The organism is Candidatus Hydrogenedentota bacterium, assembly GCA_035450225.1.
In the GTDB taxonomy this organism is placed as follows: domain Bacteria; phylum Hydrogenedentota; class Hydrogenedentia; order Hydrogenedentales; family SLHB01; genus DSVR01.
In genome coordinates, this window is sequence record DAOTMJ010000015.1 from 43,138 (window position 1) to 59,090 (window position 15,953).

A 15,953-nucleotide genomic window follows, 5' to 3' on the forward strand; every position below is an offset into this window, starting at 1 on the left:
TCGCGCGGGGCTTTCAGTTTGTTGGACGGCGGTTGTGCTATACTCCGCCGGTGTTTTGCGGTGTTTTGGAGAGGAAAAAACGATGTGGAAGAAACTGTTGAAAATAGCCGCCGGTGTCCTGGTGGCGCTGATTGTGCTGCTTTGGGCGCGCAAAGCCTATGAGGACGCGCACTATTTCGACAATTACGATCCCGGTGCGCCGTTGAACGTTTCCGTGCCGGACACCACCGAAGTGAACAAGGATGCTCCTGAAAAAGGCTACTCGATCGCCAAGTTCACCTTCGACGGGTACAAGGGCGAGAAAGTGCCGACCTTGATGTCCATGCCGCTGAAACGAACCGGCAAAAAACTTCCGGTCGTCATCTTTCTTCACGGCATCGGGCAGAATAAAAATTTTCTCAAAGAAATCACGGCCCCGTTCAATCAAACCGGATTCGCCTTTGTGAGTTTCGATCAGTACATGCAGGGGGAACGGAAACTGCCGAAGGGTTCGGGCGGCCTGGCCTATCTCAAGGCGTTTGCCGAACGCCCCGCCAAGACGGTCAATGAAACACGCCGGCTTATTGATTATCTAGTCGCCCATCCCGACATCGATCCGCAACGCATCTACCTTGTCGGCGCGAGTTACGGCGCCATTACGGGAAGCACCGTCATGGCCAGGGACAAGCGGATCCGCGCAGGCATCTTGGTCTATGGCGGCGGCGATTTCGGCAAACTGCTCGATTCCTATGCCAATCATCTGGGGGTGGCGATCGCGTTGCGGCTGATAGACGGCAAAAATGTCAATCCGGAAAAACCGCCCCTGCCCAAGCTGACCGCGTCGCAGGAGCGCAAAGTGGGCGTGGTCATCGCCTGCATCGTGCCGCTTGCGCGCTACTTCATGGGCGTGGCCGATCCGATTCACTACGTGGGGCAAATTTCCCCGACGCCCGTCTATTTTCAAAATGGCAAGTACGACGTGCTGGTTCCCGCTGCGGCCGGCAAGGCCCTGCAAGACGCCGCCCGGGAACCCAAGAAGATCACCTGGTACGAATCCGACCACGTGGGCATCAATCTTGAAGACACCAAACGCGTGCTGAGTGACGGCCTGAAATGGCTCCTTGAACAGGACGATTCGTTTCGCGCGCCGGAGGAAAAAGTGACGGAACTGCCGTCCTTCGACATTGAAAAGACCTGATGGTGGGTTTCAAACGCCAAGTCGCGTTTTCTTGCGAAAACCGGGACAGCGGGATATGCTGGTTTACGGAAGGATCAAGAATATCGGCGGCCGGGCGAATGGATCCATACGGCGAAGGGAGGGTGGAACATGGATGACGTGACGCGCAGGACGTTTCTGGGAACGGCCGGGGTCGCGGCGGCAATCGGTTCCGCGGCCGAAGCGAAGGAATCGGGCGAACGAAAACGAAAGAAAGGCACAGCCATGTCGTTTCGGCGGGATATCGCGGCGCTGGTGGACAAAACGCCGCTGGTGGATACCCATGAGCATGTTTGGGAAGAAGCGAACCGGCTGAAATCGAAAAAGGGGCCGTCGCCTTTCCCTGCACCCGACGTGGGGATTTTGTTCACGCACTATACCGACTCGGATTTGCAGGTATCGGGCATGCCGCCGGAGAACTGCGCCAAAATCCGTGCGTACAATGTCGCACCACGTGACAAGTGGAAACTGATTGCGCCTTATTACGAACGGTGCCGTCACACCGGCTACCAACAGGTCGTCCGCGAATCCGTCCGGATGCTCTTCGGGGAAGACGACGTGCGGGACGACACATGCGAGGCGATCTCGCGCAAATTGTTCGACGCGATGAAGCCCGGCTACTACAAACACGTCTTGCGCGATGTCGCCAACATCGAATATTGCCAGGTAAACAACCTCGAAACGCCCGTGTTCATGGAAACCGCCCAGCCGGACCTGCTCGCGCAGGACATCAGCACGGTGGCGCTGGGTTCGGGGCTGAACGTCGAGCCTGTCCTGAAACTGGCCAAGCGCGACGCGTCCACGCTCAAGGATTGGCACGAGGTTATAGACTGGTGCTTTGCGACATTCGGGCCGCGCGCCATCGCCACGAAAAACCAAAGCGCCTACGGGCGGCGGCTCGATTACGCGCAAGTAAGCGCATCGGACGCCGCGCCCTTGTTCGAGCGTTTCCGGAAAGATGAAAAGAGCCTCGCGCCCGCGGAAATGAAGGCGCTTCAAGACCACCTGTTCCACTACTGCATCGAAAAGGCCGTGGAATACAACCTGCCGGTCAAACTGCATACCGGCTACTACGCCGGTTGCGGCGGCATGCCGCTCGAGCGGCTTCGGAAGAACGCCTCGGATCTGTGCCCCGTCATGTTTGCGCATCCCAAGGCGAAATTCGTCCTGATGCACATTGACTACCCGTACCAGGACGAGGTCATCGCGCTGGCGAAACATTATCCGAACGCCTATGTGGACATGTGCTGGGCATGGATCATCAATCCCGCGGCCAGTGTGCGATTCGTCAAGGAATTCCTGATGGCCGCGCCGGTGTGCAAACTGCTCACCTTCGGCGGCGATTACTGTCCCGTCGAACTGGTCCCCGGCCATGCGCGCGTCGCCCGAAAGGGACTTGCCCAGGCCGTCGCCGAACTGGCCGAATCGGGCTGGCTCGAAGACGGAGACGTTCCCGGTGTTGTGGAGCGCATCATGCGCGGCAACGCTCGCGAAATCTTCGACTACGAGCGGGCCTTGAAAAACTGGAAACGATAATCCGGGTTGACGGAACTTATTCCGAATATAATCCGGATGGCGTTGTTGCGCGCGTGGGGGAGAGGGGGCTATGCCGCGAGGGCGGCTTGAAAATCTTGGTACTCCTTGAGGGCTTTGGTCTGCGCGGCGATGCGAAGGGTGTTGATTTCCTCGAAATGGCGCAGGAGCATTTCGACGAGAGGGGCGTCGAGTTTGTCGTGATCGGCCATGTCGCGCAAGATGCGGACCGCCTCGTCCTTGTCGCGTCCGGCATGATAGGGCCGGTTTTCAGTGATGCTCGTGAACACGTCGGCAATGGCCATGACCCGCGCGCCGAGCGGCAAATCCGCCGCCGTGTACTTGAAGGGATAGCCGCTGCCGTCAAGCCGTTCCTGGTGCAGCGCCGCCCATGGGGTAATGTCGCCGAACGGCTCGATGGATTCGAGAATGTGATAGGTGTAATACACGTGGCTTCGCATGATATGCCACTCCTCGGGCGTCAATTTGCCGGGTTTTTCCAGGATTTCCGAGGGGATGGCTAATTTGCCCAAGTCGTGCAAATAGGCCGCGATTTCGATTTTCGCGCACTCCTGATCCGAAAAACCGATCCGGCGGGCCAGCGACACCGCCGTCGCCGCGACGCCGCTCGAATGCGTGGCCGTGAACTCGCTCTTGAAATCAATGATATTGCAGATGAGCCGCGCCAGACCGAGCAGTTCACCCATCTGCACAATTTGAATGTGCTGTCCCACCCGTTTCCGTAGGATGGCCTCGACGAATTTGCTTGCGGCTTCGAGCCAGATATAATCCTTTTCCGAAAACCGCATCAGGGCGCCGACATGCTTGGGCGCAAACACTTTTCCCTCGGCCTGGGCGACCGCCTCGCAGATCTCCTGCACCTGGGACAGGGGAAACACGTCGCGGCGCAACATGACCGCCACGCGGTCGGCCAGATGCAGGATATGCGCGGTTTCCGGCACGGCCTTGTCCTGATGCGAAAGGCCTTGCCCGTGGTTCCACGGCAAATGGTGATGCAGAATGATGGGTCCGATGTCCGCGAAGGGCTTGAAGCCGTTCAGGAGCAAATAACCGGCCTTGCAATGGGGGTGCGTGTAATGATCCTCGAAGGCCAACAGGTCGAGCCGGTTTTTTACCGAGAATGCGCCGATATCGTGCAGCGCGCCGGCAATCACCAGTTCGTGGATCGTTTGCTGTGGAAAGCCCAGTTCCTCGCCAATCCGCATGGCCAAATAGGCCACCCGCATGTGATGTTCCGCCAATGCCGGCGCCATCATGTCAACCGTGCGCGAGATCGGCGAGACAAGATCCCAAAGGCTGAGACGAACATCATCGAGATTCATGCCGTGATTCCTTTGCCTGCCCGTGGAGCCGTCGAATCAACGGATATACAATACGCCTTCCATTGCCGTGTCGCAATATCCTGGCGGTCGCGCGGCAAGATTTTGGCGGTGGGGGTTATTCGGAATCGGTGGAGTCGTTTGGCCGTGCGATGCCGGCGATGAACAGGGCCAGAAAATCGGCGGGGCGTTTGTCCGGGGACTTGTCGCGATTGAAGACTTGGACCAGATCCATGTAATCCTCCTGGTGGTCCCGATCGCTGAGGTAGAGTTCATAGAGGGGATCTGTGTGGATGATGCCGTCGCGGTGGCGCGGACACCCCACGTTTCTGTGCAGCGAAAAGGCCTTGAACTCGCCCTGCCGCGATTCGTGTAATTTCTTCGGATATAACCGGCAGAGAAGAGGGCGTGCTTCATAGACCGTGCAATGCCGGGTTTTCTCGTGCAGGAAATAGCAGCCGTGTTTGTTGCGCCGAAGCGCCATCATGTGGCGCTTGCCGTTGCAGCGCAGCCATGTCGGATCTGATTTCGGCACTTCAGAGATGTCTTCCGGTCCTACAAACTCGATGAATTCGTACGGGTTCGCGCCCGTCTCGCGCACGAGACGAATCACATCCCACGGGGTCGGCAGACAGATCACATCGCGGCAACAGTGGCCGCAATGATGGCATTTGAACCGAACGAAATATTTTCCCATGGCCGCATAACGTACATGGTTCCGATCGAAAACGCAAGTTCGTGAAGGCTTCTTTTTGAACTAACGCCTGTTTCCAGCGATCCATCGGGAAAGACGATGGCGCACAGGCAGCGCGGCGCCCTCGCAATCGGCGCCTTTCAGCACTGCGTCGTCGAGGTTTGCTCCCTTGAGATTGGCGCATGTCAGCAAGGCGTCGGTAAGGTTGGCCCGCTGCAGGCTGGCATTCGTGAGATCGGCGCCGGAGAGATCGGCTTCCGTGAAATCCAATACATCCAGATTCAGCCCGGCGAGATTGGCGCGGGCCAGATCCGCCGAGCGGAAATGGGCGCCTTCCAGCGTCGCGCCGCGCAAGTCCGCCTCGGTGAGATCAGCGCCTTGAAAATCAACCCGCGTAAGATCCAAACCCGTCAGCACGGCCTTCATCAGATTGGCGCCGCACAGATATGCCCCACGCAGCCGGACGGTTCGCAAATCGGCCCCGCGCAAATCGCATTTTTCAAGGCTGGCATCCCGAAGGTCGAGGTTTGCAATACGGGCGCCGTACAGTTTCGCTTCGCGCAGATTGGCCCGCTGAAGGTTTGCGCCTTCCAGATTGGCGCCATGCAGGTTGACGCCCGCGAGATTGCATCCGGTCATGTCAATATCGTGAAGATCCGCGTTCAGTAAATCGGCCCATGACAAGTCGCATCCCTGGAAATTCAGCGGCAGACCGGGATGCTCCCGCCGCCACGCGTTCCAGACACCCACGCCCTGCCGAAGAATGGTTGCCGGGCCTTCCAGAATAGCCCCTTGTTTTTTGGCCAATGCCCGCAATTCGGCGGGTGGCCGGATGGCGCCGGTAAGATTGGCTTCCCGCACGCAGGCGGATTCCCATCCGAAGGAGTCTTGCAGCATGGCCGCCACCAGGTTTGCTTTCGTCAGGTTGGCCCGCTTGATTTTGGCGTGGGTCAGGTCCGCGGCGGGCAAGTCCGCGCCTTCCAGATTCGCGCCGGTCATCAGCGCATGGCCCAATTGGGCGCGGGGCATCCGCGCCCCGCTTAAATCGGCCTCTTTCAGATTGCTGTTGGCCAGGTTCGCCTCCGTCAGATCCGCGCCGTGCAGATGCGCGCCGGCCAGGTTGGCTTCATCGAAATGGCATCCCGCAAGCGCCTGTTTTTCCATCCGTGCGCCGCGCAGGTCGGCCTTGTTGAAGCGGGCTTTTCGCAGAAGGGTCTGGCGCAGGTCCAAGCCCTGCATTCCGGCCAGATCGAGTATGGCGCCCGAAAGATCAGCATCAATAAGGTTTGCCCCTTCAAGGTTTGCGCCCGTCAGGTCCGCGCCTTCCAGTTTTGCGCCCACCAGAATGGCCCCGCGCAGGTCCGCGCCCTGAAAACCGGATCGAATGAGCGTGGCCCGCCGTAGTTCGGCGTGGCGTAAATCCGCGCCCCGGAAACTGGTGCTCGTCGTCATCGCCCCGTTGAGATTCGCCGCGCGAAGATCCGTTCCGGCAAACGATACGCCGCCGAGCCGTGCCTCGCGGAAATCGGCCTCGTCGAGTTTTGCGCCGGTGACGACGACATCCCGAAAATCGGCATATTCCAAATTTGCCCGCGAAAGGACCGCATCGGTCAGATCGGCCCCGGTCAGGATCGTCTTGCGCAGATCCGCCCCTTTGAGAATGGCGCCGCGGAGGTTGGCGCCCGCCAATCGCGCCATCAAGAGATTCGCCCCTTCGAGATTGACACCGCACAGAATCATCCGATCAAGATTCGCCTCGGACAGATCCACACGGGTATATCCGCTGGGTCCCCGCCACGCATTCCACGCGTGAGGACCCTGCCGCAACACTCTCAGGCATTCCGGATCGGCCATCTACCGTTTCTCCCCGCGTTTCCCCGATTATACAAAGGCAAGCCCTTGGCGACAAGACCGGGTATTTTGTCGGGCCTTGCTGGACAGGAAAGTCTGAAATACCCTATGATCGTTTGAATTTGGCGGAGAGATGGGTATGGACTGGATTTGCGAAGCGGCAACCTTGCGGGGATCGGTGGAGATCCCCGGATCGAAATCGCACACGATCCGCGCGGTGGCGATTGCCTCGCTGGCGGAGGGTGAGAGTGTGATTCGGCAGCCGCTCGACTCGCAGGATGCGCGTTCGGCCGTTGCGGCTTATCGGGCGTTGGGCGCGGCCATCGAAACGGGCGCGGACGCGTGGCATGTCAAGGGCTTTGCCGGAAAACCGCGGGTTCCGGACGATGTGATTGATGTCGGAAATTCCGGCACTACGCTCAATATCGTGATGGGAACCTGCGCGTTGATTGAAGAAGGCGCCGCGGTGCTGACCGGTGATGCACAAATCCGGCGACGGCCTTCCGGGCCTCTCGCGGCTTCCCTGAACGATCTGGGCGCTTCCGTTCGTTCGACGAGGAACAACGGCTGCCCGCCATTTGTGGTGGCGGGGCCTTGGCGCGGGGGCGATACGGCCATCGAGGCCGTCAGCAGCCAGTATCTTACGAGCCTTCTGTTGAATGCGCCGTTGGCACAAGGCGAAACGCGCATTGATGTGGCGCTCTTGCATGAGAAACCGTATGTGGAAATGACGCTTGATTGGCTTCGCCATGAGGGTATCGTTTGGCATGCGAACGGGTTTGCGGCATTTACCGTGCCGGGCGGCCAGCGCTATCGCGCATTCGACCGGAGGATACCGGGCGATTTTTCGTCGGCGACGTTCTTCTTGGCTGCGGGCGCGTTGCCCGGCAACGATGTCTCCTGCGCCGGGCTTGACATGAACGATACCCAGGGCGACAGGGCGGTCGTCGAATATCTCCGGCGCATGGGCGCCGACATCGAAACCGGTTCGGAGACGATTCGAGTCCGGGGCAACACGTTGAAGGGCTGCGATCTGGATCTGAATGCGACGCCGGATGCGTTGCCGATGATGGCCGTCATGGGTTGTTTCGCCGAGGGCGAGACGCGCCTGCTCAATGTTCCGCAGGCGCGCATCAAGGAAACGGACCGCATTGCCGTAATGGGACGCGAGTTGGCCAAAATGGGCGCGCATATCGAGGAATTGCCGGACGGCTTGATCGTTCATGGCGGCGCGTTGCGCGGGGCCGAAGTGCAGGGACATGGCGATCACCGCGTTATCATGGCGCTGGCCGTCGCGGCCAGCCGCGCGACGGGTGTGACGCGCATTCATGGCGCGGATGCGGTGGCCGTGACTTTTCCGGCCTTCGCCGCATCGCTGTCGGCCATCGGTGGAATTGTGGAATTCCAGACATGATCCTTTTTCCCGACATGCGGCCGATGGGTTCTACTTTGTTTCCCCGGGAGTGAATTCGCGCAAAGCGCCGGAAAAGAAAGGTATATCGCCGTGAAGATTGTCATCATGGGTCCCAAAGGCGCTGGAAAATCGTCCATCGGCCGGGTCCTTTCGGCCAACACGGGACTGCAAACCATAGATACGGACCGCATGATCGAAGATCTGCACGAAAAACGGGACGGGCATCGCCTAACCTGCCGCGAGATCTTCGCCGAACATGGAGAATCCTATTTTCGAGAGTTGGAATGCGACGTGGCAAAGGACGCGAACGCCTATGATTGGCATCTGATAATTACCGGCGGATCCATCATGCTGAATCCGGATTCGCGCCGCCTGTTGCGTCACGACGCCTTGCTGATCTATCTGATTGCGTCCCCGGAAGTCTTGTGGGAACGCGCAACGGCCCATGGGACGCCGCCGTGGCTGGAAGGGCCGGAGGGCCGGGAACGATTCACGCGGGAAGTCGCGTTTCGCGATGAAGTGCTGCGACCGTTCGCGGACGTGGTGCTGGATACGACCGAAGGCACGCCGGAGGAACTGGCGGAAGAGGCCGGCGCCCTTATCAACGAGGAACTGGCCATTCTGAGCCGATCCGCGAACACCTTCGGTGAAATTATCCGCCTGACGACTTTTGGCGAAAGCCATGGACCGGCGATTGGCGCCGTGCTCGACGGCATTCGACCCGGCATCGAGATTTCAGAGGAAACGATTCAGCGCGAACTCGACCGGCGGCGGCCGGGGCAAAGCAAGGTCGTTACCTACCGGAAGGAATCCGACACGGTTCATATCCTGTCGGGTGTGTTCGAGGGTAAAACCACCGGCGCGCCGATCGCCATGATCATTTACAACCAGGATCAGCGTTCCGAAAATTACGATGATCTCAAGGACGTGTTCCGGCCCGGCCACGCGGACTTTACGTTCTACCGCAAGTACGGCCTCCGGGACCATCGGGGCGGCGGACGTTCATCCGGGCGCGAAACGGCGTGCCGAGTGGCCGGCGGGGCCGTCGCCAAGGAACTTTTGGCAAGGCGCGGCGTTCGTATCGTGGCGCATACCGTGGAATTGGCCGGCATCCGCGCGCAAACGTGCGACTATGATGCCATCGAGGGCAATCCGGTGCGTTGCGCCGATCCCGAGGCGGCCAAGGCGATGGAAGAAGCCGTTTTGGCCGCGCGCAAGGACTGCGATTCGGTCGGCGGCATCGTGCAGTTGGAAATCCTTGGCGTGCCGCCGGGACTGGGCGATCCCGTCTTCGGCAAACTCGATGCGCGCCTCACAAGCGCCATCATGACCATGGGCGCGGTGAAAGGCGTCGAAGTCGGCCTGGGTTTTGCCCTGGCGCGGATGCACGGCAGCGAGTCGAACGATCCCATGGCCGGCGGAACTTTTGTCAGTAACCATTGCGGCGGTATTTTGGGCGGCATTTCGACCGGCGAGCCCATCGTGATGCGCGTGGCGGTCAAGCCGACCTCCTCGATAGCCAAGCCGCAGCGCACGTTAAACATTTCAGGCGAGGACTGTACGATCAAGGTGAAAGGACGCCACGATCCGTGTATAGTTCCGCGTGCGGTGCCCGTTATAGAAAGCATGGCCGCGCTGGCCATTCTGGATTTATGGGAAGTTCAGGCGCGGCTGCGGCCCGAATGGGGGCGCCAATGGGAATCGGACAGCGTTGCCTGATGCGGCCGCGCCGGCAATGCGAAGCGAACAACCAAGGAGAATAAAACATGTTTGGATGCACGTACGGCACATTGTTTCAGACCACCGTGGCAGGCGGCAGTTACCAGGAAGGGCTGACAGTTCACTTGCAGGGCGTGCCGCCCGGCTTGCTCATCACCGAAGCGGAAATCTATGAAGCCCTGCTGACGCGCAAGCCCGGACAAAGCGAACTGGCCTCGCCCCGGCGCGAACCCGACGTCCCGGTGATCTACAGCGGCGTGAACGCAGCGGACACAATGCCGGGTTTCAGCAACAAAGGCTGCACCAACGGCACGCCGATGGTGATCCTCATTCCGAACCTCGACCGGCATTTCGAGCACATCGAACAATACCAGGTCACCAATCGCACACCAAGACCCGGCCACGCATCGTATGCCTCCTTCATCAAGTACGGCGAATGGGACGACGCCATCGGCGCGGGGTTCTTCAGCGGACGATACACCTCGACCATCGTGGCGGCGGGGGCGGTTGCGCGGCGAATCCTCAAACAACACGGCATCGAGGTGTTCGCGTATGTCAAAGAGGCCGCGGGCGTGCGCGCCGCCGACGTGCCGCATGAGGCGGCGCGCGCGAAGGTGGACACGTTCCGCGCGGTTCGCAAAGCCTATGATCCGATTTACGATTGGGTGTACACATCAGGCCGGATCACGCCCGATATGCGTTTCCTGCATAAGATGTCCGTGCTGGCGGAACTCGAACGCGACTTGATCACCATTCAAAGCGCGGCCAAGCCCATGGACGCCCAAGCCATTCGCAGGGAACACGGCATTCATCCGACGATGAACTGTCCCGACACGGATGCGGCATTCGAAATGGAAAAGCGGATACTCGCCATTCGCGACGAGGGCGATTCAAGCGGCGGGCTGGTCGAGGTGGTTGCGACAGGCGTGCCGGCGGGCATGGGCGAGCCGGTGTTTCGCAAACTCGACGGCGAACTGGGCCGCATGATGAGCATCGGCACCATCAAGGCCGTCGAGGTCGGCGCGGGGTATGCCGTGAAGGACATGCGCGGTTCGGAATGCAACGACGCCATCCGCGCCAAGGACGGCAACGTCTACTTCGAATCGAACAACGCCGGCGGCATTACGGGCGGTCTGGCGACGGGACAGCCCATCGTGGTCCGGCTGGCCGTAAAGCCGACCCCGACCATCGCCAAGGATCAGAAAACGATCGACAAGGTTTCCCGTGAAAATGCCGTCCTGAGCGCCGTCACGCGCCGCGATCCGACGATTGTCGCGCGCGTGTGGCCGGTGGCGGAGGCGTTTACCGCGATGATCCTCCTCGACCATTACATGCAGCACCGGGCCTACCGGGCGTTGTGGGCAAAATAAAAACCGGGTTGAACAGCCTTCGGATGTCTTCGCGGCGCGGACGGGTCCCGTCCGCGCCGGCCTCTTCAAAGTTTGAATTGCGGGGCATTGCGGAGGCCGATATCTTCCAACTCGAAAAACTCCCGTGTGCTGAATCCGAATGCGCGGGCCACGATGGAGGCGGGAAGACTCTCCAGCGCGTTGTTCAGTTCCCGGACGTTGCCGTTGTAGAAACGCCGCGCGGCGCCGATGCGATCCTCGGTGTTTGCCAGTTCGTTCTGCAGCGCAAGAAAAGGGGCGCTCGCCTTCAAGTCCGGGTAGTTTTCCACGCGCGCCAGCAGCCGGCGCATCGCGCCCACCAGTTGGTTTTCGAGAAACGCCTGCCTGGATGGCGCGCCCGTTTCCGCGACGCAAAACTGGCGCAGGCGCGTTACCTCTTCCAGAACGCCCCGTTCATGCCTTGCGTATCCCTGAACCGTCCGAACCAGATTCGGGATCAACTCGTACCGGCGTTTCAGTTCGGCGTCAATGTTCGACCATGCCTCGATGCAATGATTGTTCAGCCGAATGAAACGGTTGTACATCGCCAGTAGCCACAAAAGCGGCGCCGCCGCAAGGAAGGCCAACACCATGCCGATATGTCCCATGCCTGTTTCCATTGTCCGGCCACCCCCAAAAATGCTCAACCGGTTTGACCGGCGAACAGATAGTTGGGCATCAATGCCCGCATTTCAACCAGTTGATCCAGAAACGGAATAACCGTCTGTGGCCGGCTTCGTTCCCGGCGCCAGGCACACATCCATTCCCGATCGATTTCCAGCATGGTTTCGCGATGGCGCAGCAGGTACTCCATCATGCGTGGATGACAGAAATCGTAGGCGAATTTCCGATCGGCCGCACGCACGGTAAATGCCCGCGAAAACTCGATGGACTCGAAATCAATGTCCTCGAATCCCAACTTTTGTCCGAGTTTCGACCAAAGGGTTTCGGGATAAATGCGGAGTTCGGGGAAGGAACGCTCCAATTGAAGCATAAAGACGCTCATAAAGTGCTGTTCCTTGTCTTCGCCGCTGCCGGTCGTATAATTATATTCAAATGACAACACCATCCGTCCCTCGTAGATCCCTTCCAGGATGTTGACGGCCTGGCGATCTTCGCCCTGGCGCAATACATTCATGAAGTCGAATTGGCGCGGCAGGCTTCCGCTTCTGCGGCGATAGGCGAACCCATATTGGCGGGCCAGAACACGGAACGCTTCGCTCCGCCGGCGTTCATACACCAGGTAAACGACCACGCCAAGAGCCGCCGTGGCGAAAATCGCCCACGGGATTAGGGAAAACACATTGTGCGAGATCAGGGAAAACACGCCATGCGGGATCGGGGAGAATGGGGTGTCCATGACTCGCTTTTTCCTATGATTTGCGCCGGGCGGTCCGGATCAACGATTGACGAAGACGGTTCGGCCGCAATGCCTCAATCAAGGGCATGATTTCTTGGTCCGCAATTTTCATGCACCATACAAAAAAGTTGCGGCACATGCCTAATTGTCGGCGCAGCGTTGTGTTTTGTCAAGGAACAGGGCGGGCCATGAATGCCCGGCAAGCCGCCGGGCGTACTGTTCGAGGCAGTAGGCGAATGTTTCGATACGGAGGGCGAGGGAGCCGGGGGAATGGTTTTCGTCCATGTCGCGGAATGTGAAGAAGGGTTTGTCCGCGCATCGGAGAATGGCTTCGAGAACGGCGGACAGGGGCGCGTCCATACCGCAGCGAAAACTGGACCATTCGACTCCAATCAGGCGGGGATGGCGCGCGATGTATTTCGCGGCCCATAATTTGCGGTTGCTGTATTCGGAAAAACTGGGCCGCCAGACATCGCTTATGCCGAGCGCGTCGGGATCGTTTCCGAATAACCCGCGCAGGGCTTCGTCCCCGATGGGCAGCGATTCGATGGTGAGAATGGGATAGCCCAGCCGGTGAAGGGCATCCCACACGCCGTGGGAGATCCCCGGATCCACGTGGTACGGCCTGCCGAGCATGACCAATGCGATGCCCCGGCCGGGCTCGAGCGAATCAATCACGGCGCGTCCCTTTGATCGCCATGCCTCTTGGAAATCTTCCCATGCGGCGAATGCCGCCTCGGCGGCGCGCAGCGATTCGCGGCGGGTCATGCCCAAATCGTCGCGCCAATCCTCCCACAGTTGCCGCGCGGCCAGGTGCGGATCGCCGATATCCACAAAGGTCTTTCTCAGTTGGATGCCGCGTTCCGCGAAAAGGTCGCGATCGCGCCTGAACGCGGCGGTGGCGGCTTCGACCGCTCCGGTGCAGGCGGGGCAGGCCCGGGTGGCGACGACACCGCGCAGCCATGTGGGGAAGGTGTCCATGATGGGAAAGAAGACGTGGGTCAATGGGGTTTTCTCATGGATGCGGGCGATCAGATCGTGAAGGTGCGCGATGGCCAGTTTACTCGGATAACACGGATCGATACAGCCGCGTTTCGCACCTTCGCGGTACATTTTTTCGTTGCTGTAACCGGACCAGATCAGGCGGTCTTCGGGCACGCCCAGCGCGCGGAAATAGCCGAGGAAAAACGGAGCCGCGGCATACATATTCAGTACGCGGGGCATTCCGATTCGTAGTCTCTCGCGCTGTTGGATAACCCACTGTCCCAGCCGTCCGGATCGCGGTACGGCAAGGGGGAGGCCGGGCGATCGGAACGTTTCGCGCGCGGACAACGCGGCCAAATTCAAACCGGCGTCACTATTGTGCGCCCGGGGAGGTTCCGGGCGGTGTCCCGATGCGCCTTTCTCGCAGGGAGCGATGATGGCCTGGCGTTTGCTCCCGTTCACGCGCATTTCGAGGATGGTGCGGATACACGCATTCCCGCAGCCGGCGCAGCGCGTGGAGTCGTCGTGCCTCGCATCGCACTGGATCGTTTCCAACGCATCGAACCCGATAAAGGTCGAAGTCCGATGTTGGGCTTCCATCCATCGCCGTGTTTCCATGGCGCACCCGAGGGCGCCGGCTTCGCCGCAATGTTCATGAATGCGGATCACGGGTTCGATTCCCGATTCCCGAAACTGACCCCGAATGAAATCCACCTGCGCCTTGACGGCCGCCAGATTGCGCTGGACGCCGCCCTGCAGCACAAAGACACGACCCAGTTGGGGCAGGTTGTGCCGCTGGCACACATACAGCCAGATGTTTTTCGGTAGGACCGCGGCAAGCCCCGCGAGAATTTCGCCGGGCGTCCAGCCGTGCCGTTGCACATCCACAATTCCGGATTGCAGAAACACGGCGCATCCGTGGGGAAAATCGGGCATGTGGCGGGCCGAAAAAGCCGCGTCGGCATAGCGATCGACGGAAATGCCCAGCATTGCGGCGGTGGCCTGAAGATAGAAGCCGTTGCCGGCCGAACATTGGGTGTTGAGGCGGAAATCCCGCACGGCCCCCCGTTGCAGGAAAACGATCTTGATGTCCTGCCCGCCGATGTCGCAAATCACGTCCGCGTCGGGATGCGCGCAAAGTCCCGCGCGCATGTGGGCGACCGTTTCGACGATGGCCGTGTCGGCCTGCATGACATGCCGCAGGATTTCCTTTGCATAGCCGGTTACGCCTGCGCCGAGAATCCGCAATCGAGCGCCGGCGGTTTCGACACCTTGGCGCAACTCGCTTGCGACATGCCGCAGGTCTTCGACGGGATTGCCCCCCGAAAGCCGGTAGGCCTTGGCGATGATGCTGCCTTGGGGAGTCATCAGGACCGCTTTCGTGCTGGTCGAACCCGCATCAACGCCCAGATAGGCCTCGACGTCCGCTTGCGGCAGGAGAGGAGGCGGACTCCACGCCGGGGGCGCGTAATCGCGCATAAAGGCTTCCCGTTCGGCATCATCGCGGACCAGTCCAGCCTGTCCTTGCGGCACGCGGCGTTCCTCCATGATCCGGCGGAGCGGTTCCGTTCCGCGGTACCGGCCAATGGAAGGATGGGCTGCGATCAAGGCTTGTCCGCAACACACGGCGCCGATTGCGCCGAAAAACAACGCATGATCCGGCACGATAATCAACCGTCCGTCCGGCTCGCCGTCCGGAACGAAAACACCATGGTCGCGCCAGCGACGCGGCAGATGGTGACGCCAACGCTCGGCCAGACCCGGCATGAATACATGCGGCCCGCCCAGCAGGAGAACCGTGGGCGGCAAGGCCTCGCCGCGGGCAAGCACGGCAAGGTTTTGAAGAACGATGGAATCGAACAGGGACGCCATGAGTTCGTCCGACGGTGTTCCCCGTTTTTGCAGGCTGATGACGTCGGTTTCCGCAAACACGCCACATTTGCCCGCAACGGGATGGATTCGGACCGTTGCCCAATTTACAGCCTGTAAATTGTTGATGCACAGACCGGTTTTTACCGCGATACGATCAATGATCGCTCCCGTTCCGCCGGCGCATTTGTCGTTCATTGACACGGTCTTGCGCCGGCCGCCGTGCGGGGTGGTGTCGTGAAAGACAACTATTTTGGCGTCTTCGCCGCCCAGTTCGATGATCGTGCGCGTCTCCGGATGCAGGATCTCGGCAGCCCGGCATAGGGCGCTGGTTTCCGGCACGAAATGGGCGCCAATCGCTTCGGCGACGGCCGTGCCTCCGCTTCCGGTGACGAAGACATGGAATTCATGCCGGGGGATTTCCGGAAAGGCCGCTTCGATATCGTTCAGAAAATCATGGCATACCGACGCTTGGCGCATTTCATGGCGGCGATACGCGGACCATGCCACGTCGCGGCTTTTCGCCATCATGACGATTGCCTTGACGGTTGTGCTGCCGACGTCGAGGCCTATGGTTGGAGACACGGTCGTGTCCCCGTTTGTTAG

Annotated in this window: 11 protein-coding genes and 1 pseudogene; 6 read left to right on the top strand and 6 right to left on the bottom strand. The window is 60.1% G+C overall.

The features are described 5' to 3' along the window. Positions 1-82 precede the first annotated feature (82 nt). Positions 83-1,177 (top strand): alpha/beta hydrolase, encoded by a 1,095-nt coding sequence (locus P5540_10190; GenBank protein ID HRT65185.1) that lies wholly within the window; start codon positions 83-85, stop codon positions 1,175-1,177. Positions 1,178-1,306: 129 nt separating this feature from the next. Next, on the top strand, positions 1,307-2,731 hold the full coding sequence (locus P5540_10195) for an amidohydrolase family protein (protein ID HRT65186.1): 1,425 nt from the start codon (positions 1,307-1,309) through the stop codon (positions 2,729-2,731). Between the two features lie 68 nt (positions 2,732-2,799). On the opposite strand, the gene P5540_10200 is transcribed toward P5540_10195, so the two are convergent. From P5540_10200 to P5540_10210, 3 genes are all read right to left on the bottom strand, one after another. Next, positions 2,800-4,071: an HD domain-containing protein gene (locus tag P5540_10200; protein ID HRT65187.1), complete on the bottom strand. Its 1,272-nt coding sequence runs from the start codon at positions 4,069-4,071 to the stop codon at positions 2,800-2,802. Between the two features lie 115 nt (positions 4,072-4,186). Further along, the gene (locus tag P5540_10205; GenBank protein HRT65188.1) at positions 4,187-4,765 is read right to left on the bottom strand and encodes a YkgJ family cysteine cluster protein; all 579 of its coding nucleotides are present in this window, start codon (positions 4,763-4,765) and stop codon (positions 4,187-4,189) included. Positions 4,766-4,825: 60 nt separating this feature from the next. Beyond that, the gene (locus P5540_10210; protein HRT65189.1) at positions 4,826-6,616 is read right to left on the bottom strand and encodes a pentapeptide repeat-containing protein; all 1,791 of its coding nucleotides are present in this window, start codon (positions 6,614-6,616) and stop codon (positions 4,826-4,828) included. A gap of 136 nt (positions 6,617-6,752) precedes the next feature. On the opposite strand from P5540_10210, the gene aroA reads away from it, so the two are divergent. From aroA to P5540_10230, 4 genes and pseudogenes are all read left to right on the top strand, one after another. Further along, positions 6,753-8,027 (top strand): 3-phosphoshikimate 1-carboxyvinyltransferase, encoded by a 1,275-nt coding sequence (gene aroA, locus P5540_10215; protein ID HRT65190.1) that lies wholly within the window; start codon positions 6,753-6,755, stop codon positions 8,025-8,027. A gap of 105 nt (positions 8,028-8,132) precedes the next feature. Further along, a pseudogene (locus P5540_10220) lies at positions 8,133-8,606 on the top strand (shikimate kinase). 42 nt (positions 8,607-8,648) lie between these two features. Next, the gene (gene aroC / locus P5540_10225) at positions 8,649-9,746 is read left to right on the top strand and encodes a chorismate synthase (protein HRT65191.1); all 1,098 of its coding nucleotides are present in this window, start codon (positions 8,649-8,651) and stop codon (positions 9,744-9,746) included. A gap of 47 nt (positions 9,747-9,793) precedes the next feature. After that, the gene (locus tag P5540_10230) at positions 9,794-11,116 is read left to right on the top strand and encodes a chorismate synthase (GenBank protein ID HRT65192.1); all 1,323 of its coding nucleotides are present in this window, start codon (positions 9,794-9,796) and stop codon (positions 11,114-11,116) included. Between the two features lie 65 nt (positions 11,117-11,181). Here the strand turns inward: P5540_10230 and P5540_10235 are convergent, their stop codons facing one another. From P5540_10235 to P5540_10245, 3 genes are all read right to left on the bottom strand, one after another. Beyond that, the gene (locus tag P5540_10235) at positions 11,182-11,742 is read right to left on the bottom strand and encodes a LemA family protein (protein HRT65193.1); all 561 of its coding nucleotides are present in this window, start codon (positions 11,740-11,742) and stop codon (positions 11,182-11,184) included. Between the two features lie 35 nt (positions 11,743-11,777). Beyond that, positions 11,778-12,494, bottom strand: coding sequence for a hypothetical protein (locus P5540_10240; protein ID HRT65194.1), 717 nt, complete (start codon positions 12,492-12,494; stop codon positions 11,778-11,780). A 141-nt stretch (positions 12,495-12,635) separates the two neighbouring features. Beyond that, positions 12,636-15,932 carry a BadF/BadG/BcrA/BcrD ATPase family protein gene (locus P5540_10245; GenBank protein HRT65195.1) on the bottom strand — a complete coding sequence of 1,099 codons (3,297 nt, stop codon included), beginning with the start codon at positions 15,930-15,932 and terminating at the stop codon, positions 12,636-12,638. Between the last annotated feature and the right edge of the window lie 21 nt (positions 15,933-15,953).